Raw genomic sequence first — 21,446 nt, 5'->3', positions numbered from 1 at the left:
TTCTAACCACAGGACCGGTCGGATGTCCGCTAACGTCGGTTCGCGTATCCTGGGGTCGAGGGAATTTGGATGAGAAACGGTCGCAGATTCCGGAGCCGAGCCGCCATGGGCGCAGGACTGTGGGTGCTGCTGCTGGCGGTCGCGTGTAGCGGAGGAGCGTCTCCGACCGCTCCGCCAGCCCCCCCCGGCGATGTGCTGTTGGTGATCCTGGACACGACCCGCGCCGACCACCTGTCGTCCTATGGCTATTCGGAGATAACGACCCCCAATCTAGACCGGCTCGCAGGGGACGGAACCCGCTATTCGAACGCCTGGTCACAGGCTCCGTGGACCCTGCCGGCCGTCGCGACGATCCTGACCGGCGAGCCTCCGTATCAGCATGGTGCCGGGCGCCACGAGGGGGCGACCTTCCCCATCCGTGATGACATTCCGACGCTGGCGGAGCGTCTGCAAGTGACCGGTTACCGGACAGGGGCGTTCATCAACGTCATCTGGTGTAGCCCCGAGCTGTCCTCGCTCGATCGCGGCTTCGATCGATACGACTTCGCCACCAGCGATGCCAGCAACGTCGGGCAACGATCGGCCGAGGAGACGACGACCGCGGCGATCGACTGGATCGACGAGATCGGCTCGGATCCCGCATTCCTGGTCGTTCACTACTTCGATCCCCACCTGAGCTACGACCCGCCCGCGCCCTACGACGGGCAGTTCGGAGGCGGCCTGGGTCGCCGGGTGCCGCCGGGCTTCGGCTCGGCCGGGCAGGTGTTCGGAGTTCGTGGAGGTCAGATCCGTCTCGACGAGCGAGAGCGCAAGGCGCTGGTCGCTCGCTACGACGGCGAGTTGGCCTACACCGATGCCCAGTTCGGCCGTCTGAGGTCCGAGCTCGAGGCCCGTGGCCGCTGGGACGACGCACTCGTCGTTGTCGTGGCCGATCACGGAGAGGAGTTCTGGGATCACGGTGGGTTCGAGCATGGCCACAGCCATCATCGCGAGCTGCTCCGCGTGCCTCTGATCGTCAAGCGGCCGGGAGACCCCGGGGGGACGGTTGCTCCGGAGAGGGTGCGTCAACTCGAGATCGCTCCGACCGTGCTGAGTTTCGCCGGACTCGATTCGACGTTGCCGGGGTTTGTCCTGGGTCAGGGGTCGGCGGCAGAGGCGATCGCCGAGGGAAGTCTCTGGAGTGGCGATCTGTATTCGATCCGAACCGATGCCGGCACGTTGATGATGCGTCGTTCGACCGGTGACACGTCGTTCTACGCCGCCGACGATCCCGGGGAGTTCCAGTCCGGGTCCGTCGACCCGGCCATGCCGGGGCTGCAGGAACGGCTCGACGCGATTCCGCGTCCTCGTGTTCAGGCACCGAGCGAGATGACGGATGAACAACGAGCGCGCCTGAAGTCGCTGGGGTACCTATAGCCGGTCTTTACTGGATGTAGCCGAGGGAACGAAGACGGTCCTCGTAGCGCTCCTCGGCGGGGGATGTCTCCAGTACATCGAAGTGGGCGCGCCCGTCCCCGTGGGTCTCCACACTCCGGATCGTTCGATCGCCGAGGAGTCCCCGTACGACCCGTCCCGGCATATCCTCGGCCACCGGTAGGTCCAGAGCGGCCAGGACCGTCGGCGCGAAATCAAGCTGCCGGATCTCGCCAAGATCGGCCCCGGCCGGGACACCGGGACCCGCGGCGATCAGGATCCCCTCGGGCTGATGATCGCCGGACGGGTTCTGGCCCGGTCGCGGAAGGAAACCCGTCCCGCGCATTCCGTGATCCGAGATCAACAGCACCAACGTCTCGGGCGAGAGGCGTGACAGCAGCTCCCCGGTCCATGTGTCGAGCTGTCGATAGATATTGGGGATCGTCTCTGCCAGCCGATCACCGGCCGGGTTGGGGCCTCGAAGTTGTTCGGGCTCCAGATGATGCCAGAAGACATGTCCCACGACGTCACTGAGGATGAACACCGTCGCAAACAGGTCCGGCTGCCCGTTGCGATCGAGAAGCTCGACGGCAAACCGAGCATTGCTGGCGTCGGTGGCATAGCCGTGACGAAGGACGCTGGGGCCGTGGAAGATCACGGGGCGTGTGGCCAGCATCATCTCGGTTCGTTCGCGCTGGTCGAACGCTGCCAGGTGGGCCAGGGTCTCGGGAGTGACATCCTGGGCGGTAACCGCCTGGGGTCGTAACGATTCCGCGAGCTCCGGTGGAAACGTCAACTGGTAACTCTCGCGATCGGGTCGCTTCGCCCAGTGATCCCAGCGGTTGTCGGCGAGGTGGTCGCTGACGAGCCAGCCGTGCACCGGCTCGGCGGGCCAGGTGGTCCACCAACCGACCATCCCGACTTCCCGTTCGTGACGGGAAGCGATGGTCCAGAGAGGGGCACGCTGCCGGTGGATCGTCGCTGCCAGGATCGGGAGACCGGTCTGGGGGTCCGGGAGTTGGAAGTCGTGGATCCCGTGATCCGCCGGTGGGAAGCCGGTGGCGAGGGTGGTCCAGAGAGCAGGGGACCGCAGGGGTGGTTCCGCCAGCAGCACGCCACGGCCGCCTCGATCGAGAAGCGCCTGGACGTTGGGAAGCTGGCCCGCCCGCAGTAGCGGCTCCATCACGGCCCAGGTCGCCCCATCCCAGCCGATGATGGCCACCTGCGGAGGCGAGGATTCCGGGTCATCGGTGGCCTCGCAGCCGCCCAGGAAGAGCGACGAAAGCACGAGGAGAGCCCATGCGGCCCACCGCGAGAGCCCGGGAAAGAGCGATCCCGCCGACACCGATCCCGTCGCTGGTTCGAGGCGCATCCGGGTCTCCCAAAAACGGGCGCTGCAAGAATCGCCCGGCAAGGATACAATGCCGCCTCCCGATGGCCCTCCTGCCGTCTCTTAAGTGGTTGAGATGGAGGCGCGGACAGGATAAGGTTTCGCGTCAGGGGCCTTGAATTACGTTTGCCGATGACATGGGAAGAGGGGTTGCCATGCAGCTGCAAGACGATCAGATCCTCGACAGCTGTCGTGAGCTCTGGAAGACGACGCTCGGTCTGGGCCTGATGCCGAACGAGGAATCGGGTTCGGACGGTGAACAGGCAGCGTTCGCAAGCTACGTGAAGGTCTCAGGCGACTTTCGCGGAGCGATCATCCTTGAGTGTCCAGCACAGATCGCCCGTCACGCCGCCGCGATGCTCTTCGAAACCGATTCCGAAACCATCCCGGAAGACGAGATGCAAGACGCGGTCGAAGAGTTGACCCGCATCGTCGGCAAGGGAATCCAGAAACAGTTTTTCGATCCGGGTAAGGTCTCGGCGCCGAAGCCGCTTCGACACGACGACGCCACGTCGCCCGTCTGTGCCATGGAAGAGCGCTGCAACCTGCACCTTTTCTCCGAGGGGCTGCCGATCAGGATCGCGATCCTGGAGTCGAGCCAGACGACCGCTGCGGCGGCCTCGGAACCTTCGGCGTCAACGCAGACCTGAAGCCCGCAACCGCCACACCACTCACCACAAGAAGCGAACCGACGACCACTTCGATGGTAAACGGTTCACCAAGTAGCGTTCCGATCAAGACGGCGATGACCGGAACGATGAACGCCACCAGCGCGACCCGACGCGCCTGCATTCGAGATAGCAGCCAGTAGTACAGCGTGAACGTGACCGCGGAGCCCGCGATCGTCAGGTAGAGCAGCGCCAGCACGGATGTGCGGTCCAGTCGGATCAACGCGAGATCCTCGCTGCTGGCCGAAACGACTCCCATGATCACGCCCGCCAGGATCATCGGCGGTGCCGTGAGTGAAAGGGCATGGATCCCTTTTCCCCAACGCTTGATCGCGACACTGGCGATCGCGGACGCGAGGGGTGCCAGAAGCATGACGAACGACGCCTCCCGCACGCGAGTGCCCCCGAGTTGGTCGAAGTCCGCGCTATAGAGAACCGCGACGCCCGTGAACCCGACCAACGCGCCGACCCCGTCCGCCCAACCCAGACGCTCGTCGGGAAGCAGGAAGTGGCCGAGGATCGACACAAATAACGGGTAGGTTGCGAACAGGACCGCGGCAAGACCCGACGGAACCCATTGCTCGCCCCAGTAGACCACCCCGTAGGAGACGCAGAACGATAGAACCCCATTGACGATCCAGAGGGTTCGTTCGTTGGGGAGCCGACCCATGCGGACGCCGAGCAATCTGGCGAGAAACGCCAGCAGGACCCCAGCGATGAAAAAGCGGATCGCCACCCCGGCGAACGGAGGGATCCCCTCCAGCCCGACACGAATGACCGACCAGGTCGTTCCCCAGATAAGACAGAGTGCGGCGAAGACGGCCAGCCGCAGGGCGCGTGCGGAAGACATCTAGTCTCCCCGCAGAACTCTCTCCAGATAATCTGCGTAGGGGTTGCGGCCCGCGCGGCGAATCGCTTCCTGCAGCATCGCCTCGTCGATGAAGCCCATATTGAATGCGACCTCCTCGACGCACGCCACCATCAGGCCCTGGCGCTCCTCCAGTGCTTGAATGTAGTTGGAGGCCTGCATCAGCGAAGCATAGGTGCCTGTGTCCAGCCAGGCGTAGCCGCGCCCCAGAACCTCGGCGTGGAGCTGTTTCCGTTCGAGGTAAGCACGGTTGACGTCGGTGATCTCGAGTTCGCCCCGCGGAGAGGGGCGGAGACCCTCGGCGATCTTCACGACGGAGTTGTCGTAGAAGTAGAGGCCGGTGACTGCGTAGTTCGATGTGGGTGCCGCGGGCTTTTCTTCGATGGCGGTCGCCCGACCGTCGTCATCCAGGTTGACGACGCCATAGCGGGTAGGGTCCCGCACCCGGTAGGCAAATACGGTGGCTCCCGTCGTCCGTTGCGACGCTTGCGCCAGGACATCCGGGAGCCCGTGTCCGAAGAACACGTTGTCGCCGAGCGCCAGCGCGACACGCTGGTCCGCGATGAAGTCGCGGCCGATCAGGAACGCCTGTGCCAGCCCGCCGGGATGCGGTTGCACGGCGTAATGAAGCGAGAGGCCGAGTTGCGACCCGTCGCCGAGCAAGCGCTCGAATATTTCGCGGTCTTCGGGCGTGGAGATGATCAGAATCTCGCGGATCCCCGCCAGCATCAGCGTCGAGAGCGGGTAGTAGATCATCGGCTTGTTGTAGATCGGGATCAGCTGCTTGCTGACCGCGATCGTCAACGGGTAGAGCCGGGATCCACTGCCACCGGCCAGGATGATGCCCTTCATCCGTCCCTCCGTCCGAGACGCTCGCGTCCGTAACGCGCGCGCTCCTGGATCGTCCGACACCAATCTCGATGATCGACATACCAGTCCACGGTCTTGGCGATGGCGTCTGAAAACTTGTGCCGGGCGCTCCACCCCAACTCGTCGTGAATCTTCCTTGCATCGATCGCATAGCGTCGATCGTGCCCCGGTCGATCGGCTACGAAGGTCTTGAGGTCTTTGTAGCTCGTTGCCGTCGGCAGCCGTTCCTCGAGTCGATCGCAGATCGCATCGACGATCTCCACGTTGGTGTGCTCGTTTCCACCACCGATGTTGTAGCTCTCGCCGACGCGACCGCGCTCCAGGACGGTCAGGATCGCATCGCAGTGGTCCGCAACAAATAACCAATCGCGAACGTTCTTCCCGTCCCCGTAGATGGGGAGAGGCTGGCCATCCAGAGCGTTGAGAATCATCAACGGAATAAGCTTCTCCGGAAACTGATAAGGCCCGTAGTTATTCGAGCAGTTGGTGATCAGGATCGGAAGGTCGTAGGTTCGATGGAACGCTCGAACGAGGTGGTCTGCCGCAGCCTTCGATGCCGCGTAGGGCGAGTTTGGGGCGTACGGAGTCGTCTCCGAGAACAGACCCTCCGCGCCGAGCGATCCGAACACCTCGTCGGTGGAGACGTGGAGGAACCTGAAGCGATCCGAGGACTTACGTTTTGCCAGGTATCGACGCACCTCGTTGAGCAGTACCGTCGTTCCGACGACGTTGGTATCGACGAACGGTCGTGGAGAGTCGATCGAGCGATCGACATGGGTCTCCGCCGCCAGGTTGACGACGGCGTCGGGCTGATGCTCCCGAAGCAAACGGGCGACCAGATCGCCATCGCCGATATCGCCCTCGACGAACGTGAGGGTCTCGGCCGCTTCGAGGTTCTCGCGGCAGCCCGCGTAGGTCAGGGCGTCGAGGGCAATCACGCGCTCCGCGACGCCGAGCGCGGCGCGCACGAAATTGGAGCCGATGAAGCCGGCGGCGCCGGTGACGAGGAGGTTGCGCATCGGGTCCATCCTACAGGATCGACCCGATGCGCCGCGAACGGGTCAGGAGCCGCTGATGTTTCGCAACGAGATGCCGCCGCTACCGGTATCCAGATCAACCCGCGCCGATCCGCCGCCGACTACGAGGCGCAACTCGTTGCGCTCCTTGTGCCGTACGTCGACGTCGCCGGTGAGGTTGTAGTCGATACCGCCGGAGCCGGTATCGGCATTCACGGTGGCCGACATGTTATCCGGCACGAGGAGGGCGATTCGTCCACTACCGGTGTCGACCACGAACTTGCCATCGCCCATTTCGACGAGACTGAGTTTCACGTCGCCGCTGCCGGTGTCGATGCTGGCGTTCTCCGCGACCACGTCGAGCGCGATCACGTCGCCGCTCCCGGTATCGATATCCAACGCATCGGTCTCGACCTGATTGAGTTGGACATCGCCACTTCCGGTATCGACGAGTACCCGAGAGACGCGAAGGTCGAACCCCTCGACATCCCCGCTCCCGGTGTCGACCGATAGTTTGCCGTGGATCTTCTCCACGAGAACGTCACCGCTGCCGGTATCGACGCCCAGGTCGCCATCGATGGCGATCGCCGTGACGCTTCCGGAGCTGCCGTCGAGAATGAGGTCGCCGGTCACGTTGTTGGCCGCGATGGAGCCAACCCCGTTTTCGATCACGAGGGATCGACCCTCGGGTACGGTGATCTCGAGATCGGCCCAGACCTGCAGGCCGGAACCCGAGCGGCTGACCTGGATCTTGTCGCTTCCCGAGATCGCACTGATCAGCGAGCTGAGGATGCCCCGGTCGGAACTCGTATTGAAGGACATCGACGTGCGATTGCTCTCCATCTCGGGGTAGACGTAGCGTTTGTGTTTGTCGGTAGGGAAGACGATCGACAGAGCGTCGGATTCCTCATCGAACGTGACGATTCCCGTGCTGGCATCGGAGCCTCGAACACGGACCTTCACCTCGAACGTATCGCCACCACCCTTGACCACCACGCCTCCGATGAGGTTGGCCACGGTCAAGCGATCTCCGGAGAACGAAAAGGACTCGCTGTAGTCGGCTGCGGCTATCGTGCAGGCCAACAGGCAGGCGACGGTAGCGAAAGTCAGGACGGATACGATTCTTGAGAACTTCGGCATCATGGCTCCTCTCGGCCCGACACGGGGCCACCCACCTTACTAACGCCCGCCATCGATCGTTGGTTGCATCATTTTTTCAGATCGTCCTCGGGTCGGGCATAATCCAGGAATGCTGAACTGGGTAGAGATCGACGCCGCCGCTTTACGACACAATCTCGGTGTTTTTCGCGAGCGGCTGGGCAGCGGACCCTTGCTCGGGGCCGTCGTGAAATCCAACGCTTACGGGCACGGTGCCGCTCCGGTGGCGGCGCTGGCGACGCGGTTCGGGGCCGATTGGCTTTGCGTCAATCACGTCGACGAGGGTCTGGCCCTGCGGGCCGAGGGCCACCAGGTTCCGATCCTCGTGATGGGGTACACGCCCGGAGACCGGCTCCGGGATCTGGTCCGAAACGACCTGCGGCCCGTGCTCTATGACCTAGCACCGATCGAGCGGTTGGCGGAGGTCGCAGCCGCCGACGGTCAGACGGTTCCGATCCATCTAAAAGTGGAGACCGGGACCCATCGACAGGGGATCCCGGCCTCAGAAGTCGTCGCGATCGCCACGCGGATACGAGACCTACAGGGTGTTCGCCTCGAAGGCCTCTCGTCACACTTTGCCAACATCGAGGACACGACCGATCACGGTTACGCTCTGCGACAGTTGGAGACCTACCGGTCCATCGATGCTCAGCTGAGAGACGCGGACCTCGCCGCGCCCATTCGTCACACCGCTTGCAGCGCCGCCGCGCTCCTCCTGGAGAGTACCCATCTGGAACTCGCCCGTGTGGGCATCGGCATGTACGGCGTCTGGCCGTCCCGCGAGACGCTGGTTTCCTGTCGAGAGCTGTTCGAGACGGAGATCGAGCTCCACCCGGTCATGAGTTGGAAGACGCGCATCGCTCAGATCCGTGATGTGCCGGAGGGCGAGTTCGTCGGCTACGGCTGTACCTATCGAACGACGCGGGCATCCCGCATCGCCGTGCTGCCCATCGGCTACCACGAGGGGTACCGTCGGTCGCTCTCCGGCGTGGCTCATGTGCTCATCGCCGGGCGCCGGGCGCCGTTACGTGGCCGCATCTGCATGAACATGTCGATGGTCGATGTCAGTGATATCCCCGCTCTATCGACCGATGATGAGGTCGTCCTGCTCGGTCGTCAGGGGGACGATCGGATTACGGTCGAGCAGCTATCCGAGTGGAGTGGGACGATTCCCTACGAATTCTTGACCGGAATTCACAGTTCGCTTCCGCGTGTCGTCGTCAACGACTTGCCGTGATGACCAGGGCGCCTTCGCGCTCGTAGAGTTGACGGGCCAGACGAATAGTCTCCGGCGGATGACCGAGAAACTTCGCCGGATCGAACGGACGGTGATCGTAGAAGCGATAACGACGGATGTCGTTGTAGCCATTCCGTCCGAGGAGCGTATTCCACTGCACGCCGGAGAGGAACTGCGGGTACTCGTAGTCGTGTGTGATGGCGTCGATCAGGCTGTCGGCTACGCGGCTCTCACGATAGAGGTGCGAGATCGTGGTCAGCGTGCCGCCGGGTTCCAATGCGCCGTGGAGCGCGCGCAACGTCCCCTCGACATCGGGCACGAAGTAGAGCGCGTCGAGGGCGAAGATATGCGTGAACGTCGCCCCCCGCAGTGCATCGGTCAATGCCTCGTCCATCCGGAGCTGATGGAAGCGGATCCGTGAATCGTTGCCGTGACGTCGTTGAGCGACCGCGAGGCCCTCGGCGGATGGGTCGATCCCCAGATAGCGGGCTCCGCTGGCCGTGAGGATCTCGGAGGTCCAGCCGGTGCCACACCCGAAGTAGAGAACCCTCGACGCCTTGTCCAGGCCCATCAGGAGTTCGACGACCTGGCGAACCACGTCCTCCTTGCCGGCCTGCCAGGTGACGGCGCCACCCTCCTGGTACATATCGTCGAATCCGGCCATGGGAAGACCCTCCGGCCGCGATTCTGTCACCGGCATGGGGCTGGAGCAAGGATCTCGACGCTTCTGATCAACTCTCGCTTGCTTTTTTGGCCCCGTCGGACGCAGAATTCATTTGGGTCCACCGGGACCATGTGGACTTCAATAGAGCGATGAAACACAAACCCATCAAGGTCGATTGGGGCGAACTCGAGATCGCCTTCAATAATCAGAACGAAGAACTCGTCTATTGTCTTGACCTGGTGACCGGTTACGTCACTCTGGAAGGCGAAGGCGAGGACAGCGAATCCGATCAGGATGACGCCCACTTCGATGCGCATGCCGTGTTCTCCAAGCCGCTCGACGACTCGACGCTGCGTCCGCGAATCCACTGCCTGGCCGTCGACACGAAGCTGCGGTGGATGATCCGATTCATCAACGAAGCCGAGGATGCCGATGCCGGCGACCGGAAGTTATTGAAAGAGGCCCTGGAGGCCGACGACGCGCCGGCGGAATTGAAGCGAGTCCTCAACGAACATACCGAGACGCGGGACGCCTGGTTCCTGTTCCGTGCCGAGCGTGGTCGCGATGCGATCGAACGCTGGCTTGTGAAGAAGGGCGTGACGCCCATCGAGCCGCCGCCCTGGCGGTCGACCTAGCCGCCCTCCCCGCGACAGGCCTCACACTCACACATCTCGCGAAGCGTACGATAGGTGTAGATCCCGGTATCGTGGCCGTCACTCCAACGGATTCCGATCCCGTACTGGCCGACGGCGTGGATGGCCATCGCGGCGATATCCGCGGCCACCCGCGAGTCGTCGAGGATCTTCCTCCCGCTCATCTCGTCCACGCAGACAGCGCAGGGGCACGCGCAGCGTAGTCGGTGGTTCGATAGGTAGGTCTCGTGATCGTCGTCCCAGACGATTCCGATCTCACCATTGGGGAAGGGGGTAATACGTGTCGGCTTCACGCCTCGGTCGTTTCGATGTAGTCGCAGTTCTCCGCGTCACACATCAGCTGCCGGCCATGTTTCTTCGTGATTTTCTCGACGAGGAACGGGCTCTCACAATCAGGGCACGCCTTGTCGATCGGCTTTTTCCACGTCACGAAGCTGCAATCGGGGTATGCGCCACAGCCGTAGAACAACTTGCCACGCTTGCTACGACGCTCGACAACCTTCGCCTTGCCACACTCCGGGCAGTCGATGTCGGTCTCTTTCATCTTCACGTAGCGACACTTGGGGTAGGTCGAACAGGCGGTGAATTCGCCGAACCGTCCCTGTTTGACCGCCAACTTGGCGTCACATCGTGGGCAGGATTCGTCCAGAAGCACATCGGCCTTGGCCTCGGCCTTGCCGTCCTTGCCGACCATGATCTTGCGGGTGGTCTTGCAGTCGGGATAACCGGAGCACGCGAGGAACTGTCCGAAGCGTCCACGTCGCAACACCATCGCCTGACCGCAGTTCTCGCAGGGTTCCGCTTCGGTCTCGATGGGATTAGGTTCTTGAAGTGCCCGGGCCGCCTTGGCGGCGGCCGGCATCGATGCACGATCGTCGGCACCGGCGTCGGTTGAGTCGCCCAGGTCTCTCGTGTTCTTGCACTCGGGATACGCGGAGCAGGCGAGGAAGTGACCGAATCGGCCCCACTTCATCACCATCATTTCACCACATTTGTCGCACTTGTGATCGGTCGGGATCGCCTCGGCCTTGACGTTCCGCATCTCAACGCGGGCCGTCTCGAGGTCCTTCTCGAAGCTGACGGAAAACTCCTTCAGCGCCTCGATCCAGTTGAGGTCGCCCTCCTCGATGCGATCCAGCTCTTCTTCCATCCGGGCCGTGTAACCGACATCGATCAACTGACCGAACGAGTGAACCATCAGGTCGTTCACGAGCAGCCCGAGTTCGGTCGGACGGAATCGGCGGCCATCCTTGTCCACGTAGCTCCGATCCATGATCGTGCTGAGGATCTGGGCGTAGGTCGAAGGACGACCGATCCCGTTCTCTTCGAGCTCCTTGACCAGGGTCGCTTCGGAGAAGCGCGGCGGGGGCTGGGTGAAGTGCTGTTTGGGTAGCAACTCCGCCAGATCCAGCTCCTGTCCCTCGACGAGGGCCGGCAGGCGACGGTCGGTGGACTCGTCTCCCTCGCCGTCTTCCTTTTCTTTCTTCTTCTCGTCTTCGCCCTTGGCCTCGGAGTAGACCGCGAGGAATCCCGAAGACTTGAGGACCTGACCGTTGGCGCGGAACGTGTAGGACCCTGCCTCGATATCGGCGCGGGTGACATCGAAGACGGCGGACTCCATCTGCGAGGCGACGAATCGGTTCCAGATCAGGGTGTAGAGGCGCCACTCGTCGCGACCGACAAACGGTTTGACCACATCGGGTGTCAGCTCCATCGACGTCGGGCGGATCGCCTCGTGCGCTTCCTGGGCTTGCTTTGCGACCTTGTAGGCCCGGGGTTTTTCCGGAGCGGCCTCTTTGCCGTACTGCTTGTGGATGAACTCACGGACGTCGGCGATCGCCTCGTCGGAGACTCGCGTCGAGTCGGTTCGCATGTAGGTGATCAGGCCGACCGTCCCGCGGTCGCCGATCTCTCGACCCTCGTAGAGCCCCTGCGCCACGCGCATCGCTTTCTGGACCGGGAAGCCCAGACGGCGGGACGCATCTTGTTGGAGTTTCGATGTGATGAAGGGGGGTAGGGGATGCTTCTTCTTCTCGCGGGCCTGGACCGAGACCACCTTGAAGGGCGTGCTGTCGGCCGTCCGCTCGATCTTCAGTTCGACCGCATCCTTGGGGCCGTCCTCGACCGGGGTGACCTCCTGGACGTTCCAGCCCAGGTCGCCGAGCACCGTTCCCATCCCCTTGTGAGAGTCGATCTCGACCTTCTTGCCGTCCTTCATGAGGAGTTTGGCGCGGAAGGGCGGCGGGGCGTCGGCGCTCAGTCCGGCGTTCAGGGACCAGTACTCGTCCGACTTGAACGCCAGGATCTGCCGTTCGCGTTCGCAGATGATCCGAAGTGCCACACTCTGCACGCGACCGGCAGACAGGCCGCGGCGGACCTTGTCCCACAGCAGCGGACTGATCTTGTATCCGACGAGTCGGTCGAGGATGCGACGGGCCTGCTGGGCCTCGACCTTGTCCACATCGATTTCGAGGGGCTCCTCGAACGCCTGCAGGATCGCCCGTTTGGTGATCTCGTTGAAAAGGACCCGGTGGAACTTCGCGTCGGTCGACTTGGCCAGCTCGGCCTGGAGGTGCCAGCAGATCGCCTCGCCTTCGCGATCCGGGTCAGCGGCGAGGTAGATCGCCGACGCCTTGCGGGCTTCCTTTCTCAGGTCTACCAGGGTCTTTTTCTTGTCGGGGAGCGCCGTGTAAGTCGGCTCGAAGGTCTCTTCGTCGACGCCCAGCTCTCGCTTGGGAAGGTCGCGAACGTGCCCCATCGAGGCACGGACGATGAAGCCCTTGCCCAGGAACTTGTTGATAGTCTTGGCCTTAGCCGGTGACTCAACGATGACGAGTGAGATACCCATCGGTTAGCTGTCCCTCCGAGGCCGGGAAAGATAATACCCAGGTGCCGGTTCATCAACCGCGGCGCGAAACTGCAAGCCCATCAGGGCTGCCTGCAGTCTTGCCACGCCAAATGGCACCCGGTCGGCGATCTGATCGACATGGAACGGCTCCACGTCGTCGAGTATTCCTAGCACGGATTTCTCATCGGTGGAGAGGCCGTCCAGGGCGGGATCGGGATAAGTGTTTGTATTGCAACGTTTTAGGGGCCGTCCGGCCATGGGAAACGCCTCCACGACGTCCTCCAGACTTTCGACCAGGGCGGCGCCGTCCCGGATCAGGCGGTGGCATCCGGCGGATTTTGCCGACGTGATCGGGCCCGGAATCGCCAGGACCTCTCGCCCCTGATCGAGGGCGTGGGTCGCGGTGGTCAGCGAGCCCGAGCGAACCGCGGCCTCGACCACCACCACCACGGAACATAGGCCACTGATCAGTCGATTCCGTCGTGGGAAATGGCCGGCGGAGGGCTCCTGCTCCAGGGGGAACTCACTAACGATCGCGCCACGATCGGCGATCCGATCGAAAAGCGGAGCGTGCTCCGGCGGGTAGGGCCGCAGGAGGCCCGCACCGGTGACGGCGACCGTCCGGCCACCGGACTCCACGGCCGTCTGATGGGCCAACCCGTCGATACCGCGGGCTCCGCCGGAGACCGTCTCGATCTCTCGCTCGCTGAGTCGTTCCGCCAGCGCGACCGCCACACGTCGACCATACGCCGTCGGTGTCCGGGAGCCGACGACGGCGACTCGCGGCCCCACGACGGGAAGCTCTCCCCGCACCCACAGCACGAAGGGTGGGTCGTGGATCTCCTTCAAGAGTGTCGGGTAGCGAGGGGAGTCTCTCGGAATGATCTGGATCCCGAGACGCCGGGCATGACGGAGTTCGTGTGCGGCCCGACGCCGGACACTCCGCCGTGCGTGGTCGTAGGCGGCAGCCCGCTTTCCGACCCCCACGCGAGCGGCCGGGAGATCCGGGATCGCGTCGGCTGGGTATCCCGCCTCCATCAGCCGCGAGAAACGGAGCGGGCCCACCTCCGGCAACAACGCCAGCGCAACCCAGACCGCAGGATCGAGGGACATCTTCGGCTCCCGGAGGCCTCCTCAGCCTGCCGGCGTCCGGGTCGAGGGGCAACCCCAGGGTCGCAGCATCGGGTTTCGCATCCGTTGATTATGATCATCCGGAACCTATATTGACCCCAGGCCATCTGCCGGGGGGCAATGGCAGGTCGGGGTCCAGTGAGACGTTTGACACAGATTGGTGTCGCGATCGCCTGCGCGCTCGCTGTCACGGTTCTTCTTGCCGGACCTCATGAGGAGGCCGATGCGGCGTACCGTGGTGGAGATCACGCCCGGGCCCTCGATCTCTACGAACGCGCCATCGCCGCGGGGAGCCAGGATCTTCAGGTCTGGCTGATGGCCGCCAGGCTCCACTCGTGGCAGGGCGACCTCGATCGCTCCATCGCCCGCTACGATCAGGTCGTTTCACGCTGGCCCGATAGCCGCGACGCAGCCCTCGGCCGCGCCACGGTTCTCGCGTGGGACGGTCGACACCAGGAATCGATCGAGTCCTTCGAATCATTGCTCGCACGTTCACCGGACGATCGCGAAGTCGAGCTTGGACTCGCACGTACGCTGTCCTGGGACGGTTCCTACGATCGTGCGCGTAGCCACTACGCCAATCTCCTCTCACGCGACGAAGGAGACGTCGACGCCCTCGTCGGGACCGGTAGCTGCTTCGCGTGGGAGGGTCGTCATCGGATCGCGCGAACCTGGTACGAGCGAGCCCTGGCGCTCGATCCGGACAACCGCGATGCCGAGATCGGCCGGGCGTACCTGGATCTCTGGTCCGGGGGGATCGGTCGCGCGACACGACGCACCCGTGAACTCGAGGCCCGTCACCCCGACGACCGCGAGGTTCTGAAGCTGGCTCGTCAGGTCGACGACGCCCGAGCACCCGTCGTCAGGGTGTGGGTGGATCAGCTTAGTGACACCGACGACAACACGCTGGATCGGTTCGGCGTTCGCGCGGGTTGGCGCGTTGCGGGCGGAACCGGCCTGGTCGTTGGCGCGGCGCGATTCGATATGCAGGACCCGACGGGAGAGGCCGCGATCGATGCGATCTGGGCCGCCCTCACCCAGGTCACCGGGCGTGGAAGTGAATTGACCCTCCACGCGGGTGTCGATCGTCTGGAGTCGACGACGGGAGAGCAGGACAGCGAGTTCGTCGGTGAGCTCTCTCACCTGTGGGGAACCAATCGGCGCTGGCAGTTCCAGTTGCGTGCGCGACGTAGCGCGGTGCGCTACTCGCCGACGATCACCGACAATCGGATCCTCTTCGACGACTACACGGCCTCAACACGCGGGCAACTCAACGATCGATGGCGACTGGCCCTCGAAGTCGGGACCAGTGACGTGTCTGACGGCAACAAACGTGACAACGCTCTGGCCTCCGTCACGTTCCGGGTGCCGACTTCAGCCGTTCGACTCGAACTCGGTTACACCGCCCGTTATTTTGACTACTCCCTGGACCTCGACAACGGATACTTCGACCCCGAGGGATTCTTCGCCCACGGGGCAAATATCCGGCTGCGAGACACGTTCGGACGGAAAGACTGCTACTACGAACTGGGACTGGCCATCGGCCTGCAGTCGTTCGAGCGCAGCGGTGTCAAGACGACGAACGACGTCTCCCAGCGTGTCGACTATCTCCTGGGTATTCCCATCGGTCGAGCAAACGCGTTTGAGTTCTACGGGGACTGGGGCGACTACGCCGCCCAGAACGCCGGCGGCTTCGAAAGCCGGCTTTACGGTCTTCGCTGGGTCTGGCGCGGAGTCCGACCATGACGCCGCGTAGGATCCTCGTCGCCGAGGACGACCCGGTCACCCGGCGATTCGTCGTGACGCTGCTGACCCGCGAATCGTTCGAGGTTCGCGAAGCGGAGGACGGCGAATCGGCATGGACCCAGATGGAGTCGTGGCGTCCCGACCTCGTGGTCACGGATGTGGTCATGCCATACCTCGACGGGTTCGATCTGTTGAGGCGAGCGAAGTCCAACGCGACCCTGCGAGACATCCCGATCGTCGTTCTTTCGATGAAGGACCGGGAGGAGGACATCGTCGCCGGCCTGGAAGCCGGGGCCGAGGACTACATCGTCAAACCGTTCCACGCGCGTGAACTCGTCGTTCGCATTCAGAAGATCCTCGCCCGCATCGGGGGGGGACGCTGATGTACACGATCCTCGCCTGGGCAATCATCGTAACGTCCGCGACCTTCTTGCTGCTGACGGTCGTGATCGTTGTCAGTAAAGCCTGGCGCGAGACGCTTGAACTTCGCTATCGCCGCCGGCGCAAACGGCTGGAGCCACAGGTCCTGCAATACGTTCATGGCGATCAGTCGACGATCTCCGATGTCATTCCCGATGCAACCGCGTCGGACGTTCCAGTACTCGAGCGAGTCCTGCTGGACAACATCCAGCAGGTGCGTGGGATCGAAAGAGAACGCATGACTCTGGCTCTTGACGATCTGGGATCCATCGACCGCTGGCTCGATCGTCTGGACCATCGACGATGGTGGTCTCGAGCCGCGGCGGCCGAGAAGCTCGGCCAGTCCGGGTCTCCCCGTGCCGCGGCGGGCCTGGTCCGTACCCTGAACGATGCGACGCCGGAGGTCCGTATGCGTGCGGCCAAGGGGCTTGGCGTGCTTGGCGGAGGCGACGCGATTCGTGTGTTGATAGGCGCACTCAATGAGCCCAATCGCTGGTCGACGATCCGCGTCGCGGACATTCTCACGGGCATGGGCCGAAGAGTGGTCGACGAGCTGACATCACGTTTCGATGAGCTGGAGACAAGTGGAAAACTCGCCGCACTCGATGTGCTGGGTCGCATCCGACCGCTGCAGAGCGTGCCATGGCTTGTCGGCCACCTGGACGATTCTCACCCCGACATCCGGGCACGTGCGTGCCACGCACTGGGATGCATCGCGGATCCTCATACTGCATCCGATCTAGCCCGCGCGCTGCAGGACGACGAGTGGCCGGTTCGCGCGATGGCGGCCAAGGCGCTGGGTCGAACCAAGTCAGCAGAGTCGTTAGGTGCGCTGAGAGGCGCGCTGGCGGATCAGGAGTGGTGGGTTCGCAGCAATGCGGCGCGAGCGCTCCGTTCGATCGGTCAGAGGGGTCTGCGGATTCTCGAGGAAGCGCTGGGCGACGACGATCGCTTCGCCCGTCACCAGGCCGTCCTCATGCTGCAGGAGTCCGGGGTGGTAGATGCCCGTATCGCGGAACTCAACCACCCCAACGACGAGGTTCGCGCGAAGGCCAAGCGATTCGCCCAACACCTGGTGGATGCGGGCCAGACCGACCGGCTCCAGGTTGCCGCCAGCGAGCACGCGACAGAGAAGGTTCGTGAAGCGCTCAAGGCGATCCTCTCCCATGGGGCCGGGGAGGCGTCCGCATGAACTGGACTCAGCTGGCCATCGATCTGATCTACGGATTCAACCTCTTCGTCTTGATCTATTTCATTGCGTTGAACAGCACCTATCTGCTGTTGTTCATCCTCTCGCTCCGCGCGGTCTTTGTTTTCGTTCGTCGAACATTCTTCTCCGACTACCAGCAGATCATGCAGTCGGAGATGACGTGGCCCATCTCCATCGTGGTCGCCGCCCACGATGAAGAGAAGACGATCGTCGAGACCGTCCGTTCGCTGATGATGGTCAACTACAGCGAGTTCGAGATCATCGTCGTCAACGACGGCTCCGACGACCGGACTCTCGATCGACTGTTGCGGGCGTTCGACTTGTCGAAGTTGGACAAGGTCTATCAGAAGAGCATCCCTACCGAGGAGATTCGCGGCGTCTATGGATCGTTGGTCCATGACCGGCTGATCGTCGTCGACAAGGTGCGTGGTGGAAAGTCGGACGCGTTGAATGCGGGCATCAATATTTGTCGCTACCCGTTGTTCTGTTCAGTCGATGCCGACTCGGTGATCGAGGACAACGCGCTATTGAGGGTCGTCAAGCCTTTCATGGAGCACCCCCAGGAGACCGTGGCCGTCGGGGGCATCGTGCGAATCGTCAACGGCTGTACCGTCAAGGACGGCCGCGTGACCCGCATCGCGCTTCCCGGGCAGCCGCTGCCGATCTTCCAGGTCGTGGAATACCTGCGTGCCTTCCTGAGCGGAAGGGTGGGGTGGAGCGTCTTGCGCTCGCTCCTGATCATCTCCGGTGCCTTTGGTGTCTATCGCAAGCACGAGGTCGTCGAGATCGGCGGCTATAGTCGAGACACCGAGACGGAGGATCTCGATCTCGTCGTTCGGCTCCATCGATTCCTCAAGCGCAAGAAAAGAAAGTACCGAGTCGTGTTCGTTCCCGACCCGGTCTGCTGGACCGAGGTTCCCTCGTCGCTCTCCGTGCTCCGTCGGCAGCGCAATCGGTGGCATCGCGGCCTGATCCAGGTGCTCTGGGAGAATCGTGGCGTGACCTTCAACCCTCGTTACGGGGGGTTGGGCATGCTGGCGTTTCCCCACATGGTGTTCTTCGAGATGTTGGGGCCGTTTATCGAGATCCTCGGCTATATCGTTGTCATTCTTGCGTACGCCCTGGGGCTATTGAATATCGAGTATTTCCTGTTGTTCCTCGCTGCGGCGATCCTCTATGGCATCTTTCTATCCGTGGCCGCCGTGCTCCTCGAGGAGATGTCGTTTCGGCGGTACCCAAGCTGGATGGACCTCACCAAGCTGATCGCATTCGGCATACTCGAGAACTTCGGCTACCGGCAGATGCTGTCGTTGTTCAAGGTGCGAGCGTTCTGGGATGTACTATGGCGTCGTCGAGGCTGGGGTCGGATGGATCGCGTGGGCTTCGGGCGAGACCCCAAGGAACCGACCGCCTCCGAACGAACATCCGGATAGAGACCATGCGACGATTGCTGCTCATCCTCGTCCTCTTCGGCGCGGGGGTCGCGCACTCCGCGGAACCTGACGACCCGTACGCATCGGCCCTAAAGGCCTACCGCGCCGATCGCTGGGACGAGGCGATCCAGATCCTCGAGACGGCGATCTCGGCCGGGTCCGAGGAGGTCGGTTACTACGCACTGCTTGGTTGGGCCTCGTTGAGGTCCGGCGCCCCGCAACCTGCGCAAGAGGCATTCGAGTGGGTGACGACCCGTCGTCCCGACGATGTCGACGCGCTGAAGGGCTTGGGGCTGGCCCAGCAACGGCTCGACGACCCCGTGGCGGCGAGGACGACGTGGCGCCGTGCGGCGGCTCTGGCCCCGGACGACGCGACGCTCGGCGCGTGGCTGGCGCGTCTTGAGGGAAGAGTCCTCGAGGAATCCCGACCCCGTCCGGCGACGGAGACGGATTCGATTCACGTGGTCGCTCGTGCGGGGGAGGCTCACTTCGAGGTCCGCCGACAGGGCGCCTGGGAACGTCTGTTCGTCCGCGGTGTCAATCTGGGGACCGCGCTACCCGGACGCTACCCCGCCGAGTTCCCGGACGACGAGGCGTTGTATCGCCAGTGGTTTGACGAGATGCGAGTGCTGGGGGCCAACGTCGTCCGCCTGTACACACTTCATCCGCCAAGCCTCTACCGAGCCCTGCGGGATCACAATCAACAGTATCCGAACCAGCGACTGTGGCTTGTACAGGGTGTGTGGACAGAGCTGCCGCCGGCCCACGACTATCACGACCCCGTGTTCGACACGGCCTTCCGCGACGAGATCCGTCGGGTGATCGATGCCATCCACGGCAACCTTCGGTTGCCGGAGCGTCCGGGGCACGCAGACGGGATCTACGATGTGGATGTCTCGGGCGATGTCCTGGCCTGGCTGCTCGGACGGGAGTGGGAGCCCTACTCCGTCGACGCGTTCGATCGACGCTACCCGGATCGAAACACGTTTAGCGGTCGTTACATCTCCACGGTCGGATCCGCGACTCCGATCGAGGCCTGGTTGGCCTCGACCCTGGAGACCGCCGCTCGACACGAGAGTGAGTACTACGGCAGCCAACACCCCGTTGGGTTTACGTCGTGGCCGACGTTGGATCCGCTGATCCACCCAACCGAGGCGACCGTCGAGGAAGAGCTGGCCATCCGCAAGCGGGCGGGGGAGCCCGACGACGCCGAGATCAAGGAGTATGACAACGACCTCTGTCAGGTCGATGCGACCCGAATCGTTTCGACGAGCCGGCATCGTGCCGGGACCTACGCCTCTTATCACGCCTATCCGTACTATCCGGAGTTCATGTTGTTGGACCCGGGCTACGCAGAGGCTCGCGATGACGAGGGCGTGGCTCGTTACCTGGGTTATCTCCAGGCGCTTCGTCGTCATCACGGCAACCAGCCCATCCTGGTGGCGGAGTTGGGCGTGCCCTCATCTCGCGGAATCGCTCACCTGCAGCCCGAGGGTCAGCATCATGGTGGACACGACGAGGTTGCCCAGGGTCGGGTGAATCTACGGCTGATGAAGAACATCCACGACGCGGGTCTGGCCGGAGGCATCCTGTTCGCGTGGGTGGATGAGTGGTTCAAGCGCAACTGGATCGTCATGAACTACGAGTCTCCGGTCGATCGAAATCGGCTCTGGCACAACGCACTGGACGCGGAACAGAACTTCGGGTTGATCGCGGCACGGCCGGGTCGGGATGGACCGACCATCGTGCTCGACGGCTTGACGACGGACTGGCAACACGTTCCGATCCATCAGCAGGGAGGCAAGTCCGATCGTCTCGCCATGCGAATCACCAGCGACGAGGGTTTTCTTTACGTGCTGGTAGAGATCGAATCCGACCGCTCGCTCGCCGAACCAGGATCCGAACTGTGGCTCGCGATCGACACCTACGACGCGCAACGAGGTTCCCATCGACTCCCGGATCCGGCGGGACTCAAAACGACACCCGGTTTCGAGTTCCTCGTGCAGATCGAAGACCGTGATCACGCACGGATCCTTGTGGATCGCCCCTACGATCTCTTCAGCCAGAGGAACCGTCGACCGTATCGTTCGACGGACAACGACCGCGGCGACTTCGTGGAGATCTCGGTCTTCACCAATCGCGATCGGTACGGAAGGGATGGGACCTACTACCCCGCACGTGGGTACAGCCGTAGTCCGCTGCGTCATGGAACGACCCGGGCGGAAGACGAGCAGTACGACTCCCTCAGCGATTGGTTCCTGTCGGCGGATGGAACCACCCTGGAGCTTCGACTGCCGTGGGGGCTCTTGAACGTCGCGGACCCGTCGTCCCGCCGTGTCATTCACGAGACGACCCGGCAGGATGATGTGGTCGATACGGTCGAGACCGACGGCTTTCGATTCCAACTGCTCTGGCTGGAGAATTCGCCCCGGGGCCGCCGCCGGGTCACGGCGATCCCGGCCCGGGGCTCCACGCTGAAGGGATTTCCGACCTATCTCTGGCCCGGCTGGGAATCTCCGACCTACCATCTTCGTCGCAAGCGGAGTTTCGGGATCGTCCGCGACGGATGGTCCGGCCTCAACGGGACGGCGACCGATTCCAACGTGGATCGTTAATTGCGGCTGGCCTCGACAGAACAGGGCTCGCGCGTCCGGTTCTGAAGGCGACTCCGAGTACGGATGGGGCGACGCTCCTGCGGAGGCGTCCCGGGAAGTCTGTCGC

The 21,446-nt window shown here is 63.3% G+C and carries 18 protein-coding genes; 9 read left to right on the top strand and 9 right to left on the bottom strand.

Features of this window, described 5'->3' with window-relative positions:
* Positions 1-69 precede the first annotated feature (69 nt).
* Positions 70-1,416, top strand: a complete 1,347-nt coding sequence (locus OES25_14260; GenBank protein MDH3628807.1) for a sulfatase — start codon at positions 70-72, stop codon at positions 1,414-1,416.
* A 7-nt stretch (positions 1,417-1,423) separates the two neighbouring features.
* On the opposite strand, the gene OES25_14255 is transcribed toward OES25_14260, so the two are convergent.
* On the bottom strand, positions 1,424-2,785 hold the full coding sequence (locus OES25_14255) for an alkaline phosphatase family protein (GenBank protein ID MDH3628806.1): 1,362 nt from the start codon (positions 2,783-2,785) through the stop codon (positions 1,424-1,426).
* Between the two features lie 173 nt (positions 2,786-2,958).
* Here OES25_14255 and OES25_14250 point away from each other — a divergent pair, with 173 nt between their 5' ends.
* Positions 2,959-3,453 (top strand): chemotaxis protein CheX, encoded by a 495-nt coding sequence (locus tag OES25_14250; protein ID MDH3628805.1) that lies wholly within the window; start codon positions 2,959-2,961, stop codon positions 3,451-3,453.
* On the opposite strand, the gene OES25_14245 is transcribed toward OES25_14250, so the two are convergent.
* Genes OES25_14245 through OES25_14230 form a run of 4 tightly spaced genes read right to left on the bottom strand, consistent with a single transcriptional unit; the run spans position 3,377 to position 7,368 of the window.
* Entirely contained in the window at positions 3,377-4,321 is a 945-nt protein-coding gene (locus OES25_14245) for an EamA family transporter (protein ID MDH3628804.1), read from the bottom strand. The genes OES25_14250 and OES25_14245 overlap by 77 nt on opposite strands.
* Positions 4,322-5,191 (bottom strand): glucose-1-phosphate thymidylyltransferase RfbA, encoded by an 870-nt coding sequence (gene rfbA / locus OES25_14240; GenBank protein ID MDH3628803.1) that lies wholly within the window; start codon positions 5,189-5,191, stop codon positions 4,322-4,324.
* On the bottom strand, positions 5,188-6,228 hold the full coding sequence (gene rfbB, locus OES25_14235) for a dTDP-glucose 4,6-dehydratase (GenBank protein ID MDH3628802.1): 1,041 nt from the start codon (positions 6,226-6,228) through the stop codon (positions 5,188-5,190). Before rfbB ends, rfbA begins: the two co-directional genes overlap by 4 nt.
* A 42-nt stretch (positions 6,229-6,270) precedes the next feature.
* Positions 6,271-7,368: a DUF4097 domain-containing protein gene (locus tag OES25_14230; protein MDH3628801.1), complete on the bottom strand. Its 1,098-nt coding sequence runs from the start codon at positions 7,366-7,368 to the stop codon at positions 6,271-6,273.
* A gap of 106 nt (positions 7,369-7,474) precedes the next feature.
* On the opposite strand from OES25_14230, the gene alr reads away from it, so the two are divergent.
* Positions 7,475-8,620 carry an alanine racemase gene (alr, locus tag OES25_14225; protein MDH3628800.1) on the top strand — a complete coding sequence of 382 codons (1,146 nt, stop codon included), beginning with the start codon at positions 7,475-7,477 and terminating at the stop codon, positions 8,618-8,620.
* Here alr and OES25_14220 read toward each other — a convergent pair.
* Positions 8,604-9,284 carry a class I SAM-dependent methyltransferase gene (locus tag OES25_14220; protein ID MDH3628799.1) on the bottom strand — a complete coding sequence of 227 codons (681 nt, stop codon included), beginning with the start codon at positions 9,282-9,284 and terminating at the stop codon, positions 8,604-8,606. The two genes, alr and OES25_14220, sit on opposite strands and share 17 nt — an antisense overlap.
* A 149-nt stretch (positions 9,285-9,433) precedes the next feature.
* Here OES25_14220 and OES25_14215 point away from each other — a divergent pair, with 149 nt between their 5' ends.
* The gene (locus OES25_14215; protein MDH3628798.1) at positions 9,434-9,919 is read left to right on the top strand and encodes a UPF0158 family protein; all 486 of its coding nucleotides are present in this window, start codon (positions 9,434-9,436) and stop codon (positions 9,917-9,919) included.
* Here OES25_14215 and OES25_14210 read toward each other — a convergent pair.
* From OES25_14210 to dprA, 3 genes are read right to left on the bottom strand one after another with little or no spacing between them, the layout of a single operon-like run.
* Positions 9,916-10,230 carry a DUF971 domain-containing protein gene (locus tag OES25_14210; GenBank protein ID MDH3628797.1) on the bottom strand — a complete coding sequence of 105 codons (315 nt, stop codon included), beginning with the start codon at positions 10,228-10,230 and terminating at the stop codon, positions 9,916-9,918. The two genes, OES25_14215 and OES25_14210, sit on opposite strands and share 4 nt — an antisense overlap.
* Positions 10,227-12,785 (bottom strand): type I DNA topoisomerase, encoded by a 2,559-nt coding sequence (gene topA, locus OES25_14205; GenBank protein ID MDH3628796.1) that lies wholly within the window; start codon positions 12,783-12,785, stop codon positions 10,227-10,229. The genes OES25_14210 and topA overlap by 4 nt, the downstream gene beginning before the upstream one ends.
* Before the next feature lie 3 nt (positions 12,786-12,788).
* Entirely contained in the window at positions 12,789-13,898 is a 1,110-nt protein-coding gene (gene dprA, locus OES25_14200) for a DNA-processing protein DprA (GenBank protein ID MDH3628795.1), read from the bottom strand.
* A 156-nt stretch (positions 13,899-14,054) separates the two neighbouring features.
* On the opposite strand from dprA, the gene OES25_14195 reads away from it, so the two are divergent.
* The 5 genes from OES25_14195 to OES25_14175 are packed head-to-tail and all read left to right on the top strand — an operon-like array spanning position 14,055 to position 21,340.
* The gene (locus OES25_14195; GenBank protein ID MDH3628794.1) at positions 14,055-15,662 is read left to right on the top strand and encodes a tetratricopeptide repeat protein; all 1,608 of its coding nucleotides are present in this window, start codon (positions 14,055-14,057) and stop codon (positions 15,660-15,662) included.
* On the top strand, positions 15,659-16,045 hold the full coding sequence (locus tag OES25_14190) for a response regulator (GenBank protein MDH3628793.1): 387 nt from the start codon (positions 15,659-15,661) through the stop codon (positions 16,043-16,045). Before OES25_14195 ends, OES25_14190 begins: the two co-directional genes overlap by 4 nt.
* Positions 16,045-17,274 (top strand): HEAT repeat domain-containing protein, encoded by a 1,230-nt coding sequence (locus tag OES25_14185; protein ID MDH3628792.1) that lies wholly within the window; start codon positions 16,045-16,047, stop codon positions 17,272-17,274. The genes OES25_14190 and OES25_14185 overlap by 1 nt, the downstream gene beginning before the upstream one ends.
* Entirely contained in the window at positions 17,271-18,725 is a 1,455-nt protein-coding gene (locus OES25_14180) for a glycosyltransferase (protein ID MDH3628791.1), read from the top strand. The genes OES25_14185 and OES25_14180 overlap by 4 nt, the downstream gene beginning before the upstream one ends.
* Positions 18,726-18,730: 5 nt before the next feature.
* On the top strand, positions 18,731-21,340 hold the full coding sequence (locus OES25_14175) for a hypothetical protein (protein ID MDH3628790.1): 2,610 nt from the start codon (positions 18,731-18,733) through the stop codon (positions 21,338-21,340).
* Positions 21,341-21,446: the final 106 nt, after the last annotated feature.

This window comes from Acidobacteriota bacterium, from assembly GCA_029861955.1.
GTDB lineage: Bacteria > Acidobacteriota > Polarisedimenticolia > Polarisedimenticolales > Polarisedimenticolaceae > JAOTYK01.
The sequence above is the reverse complement of the archived record's forward strand: the minus strand, read 5'-3'. Positions and strand labels throughout refer to the sequence as shown.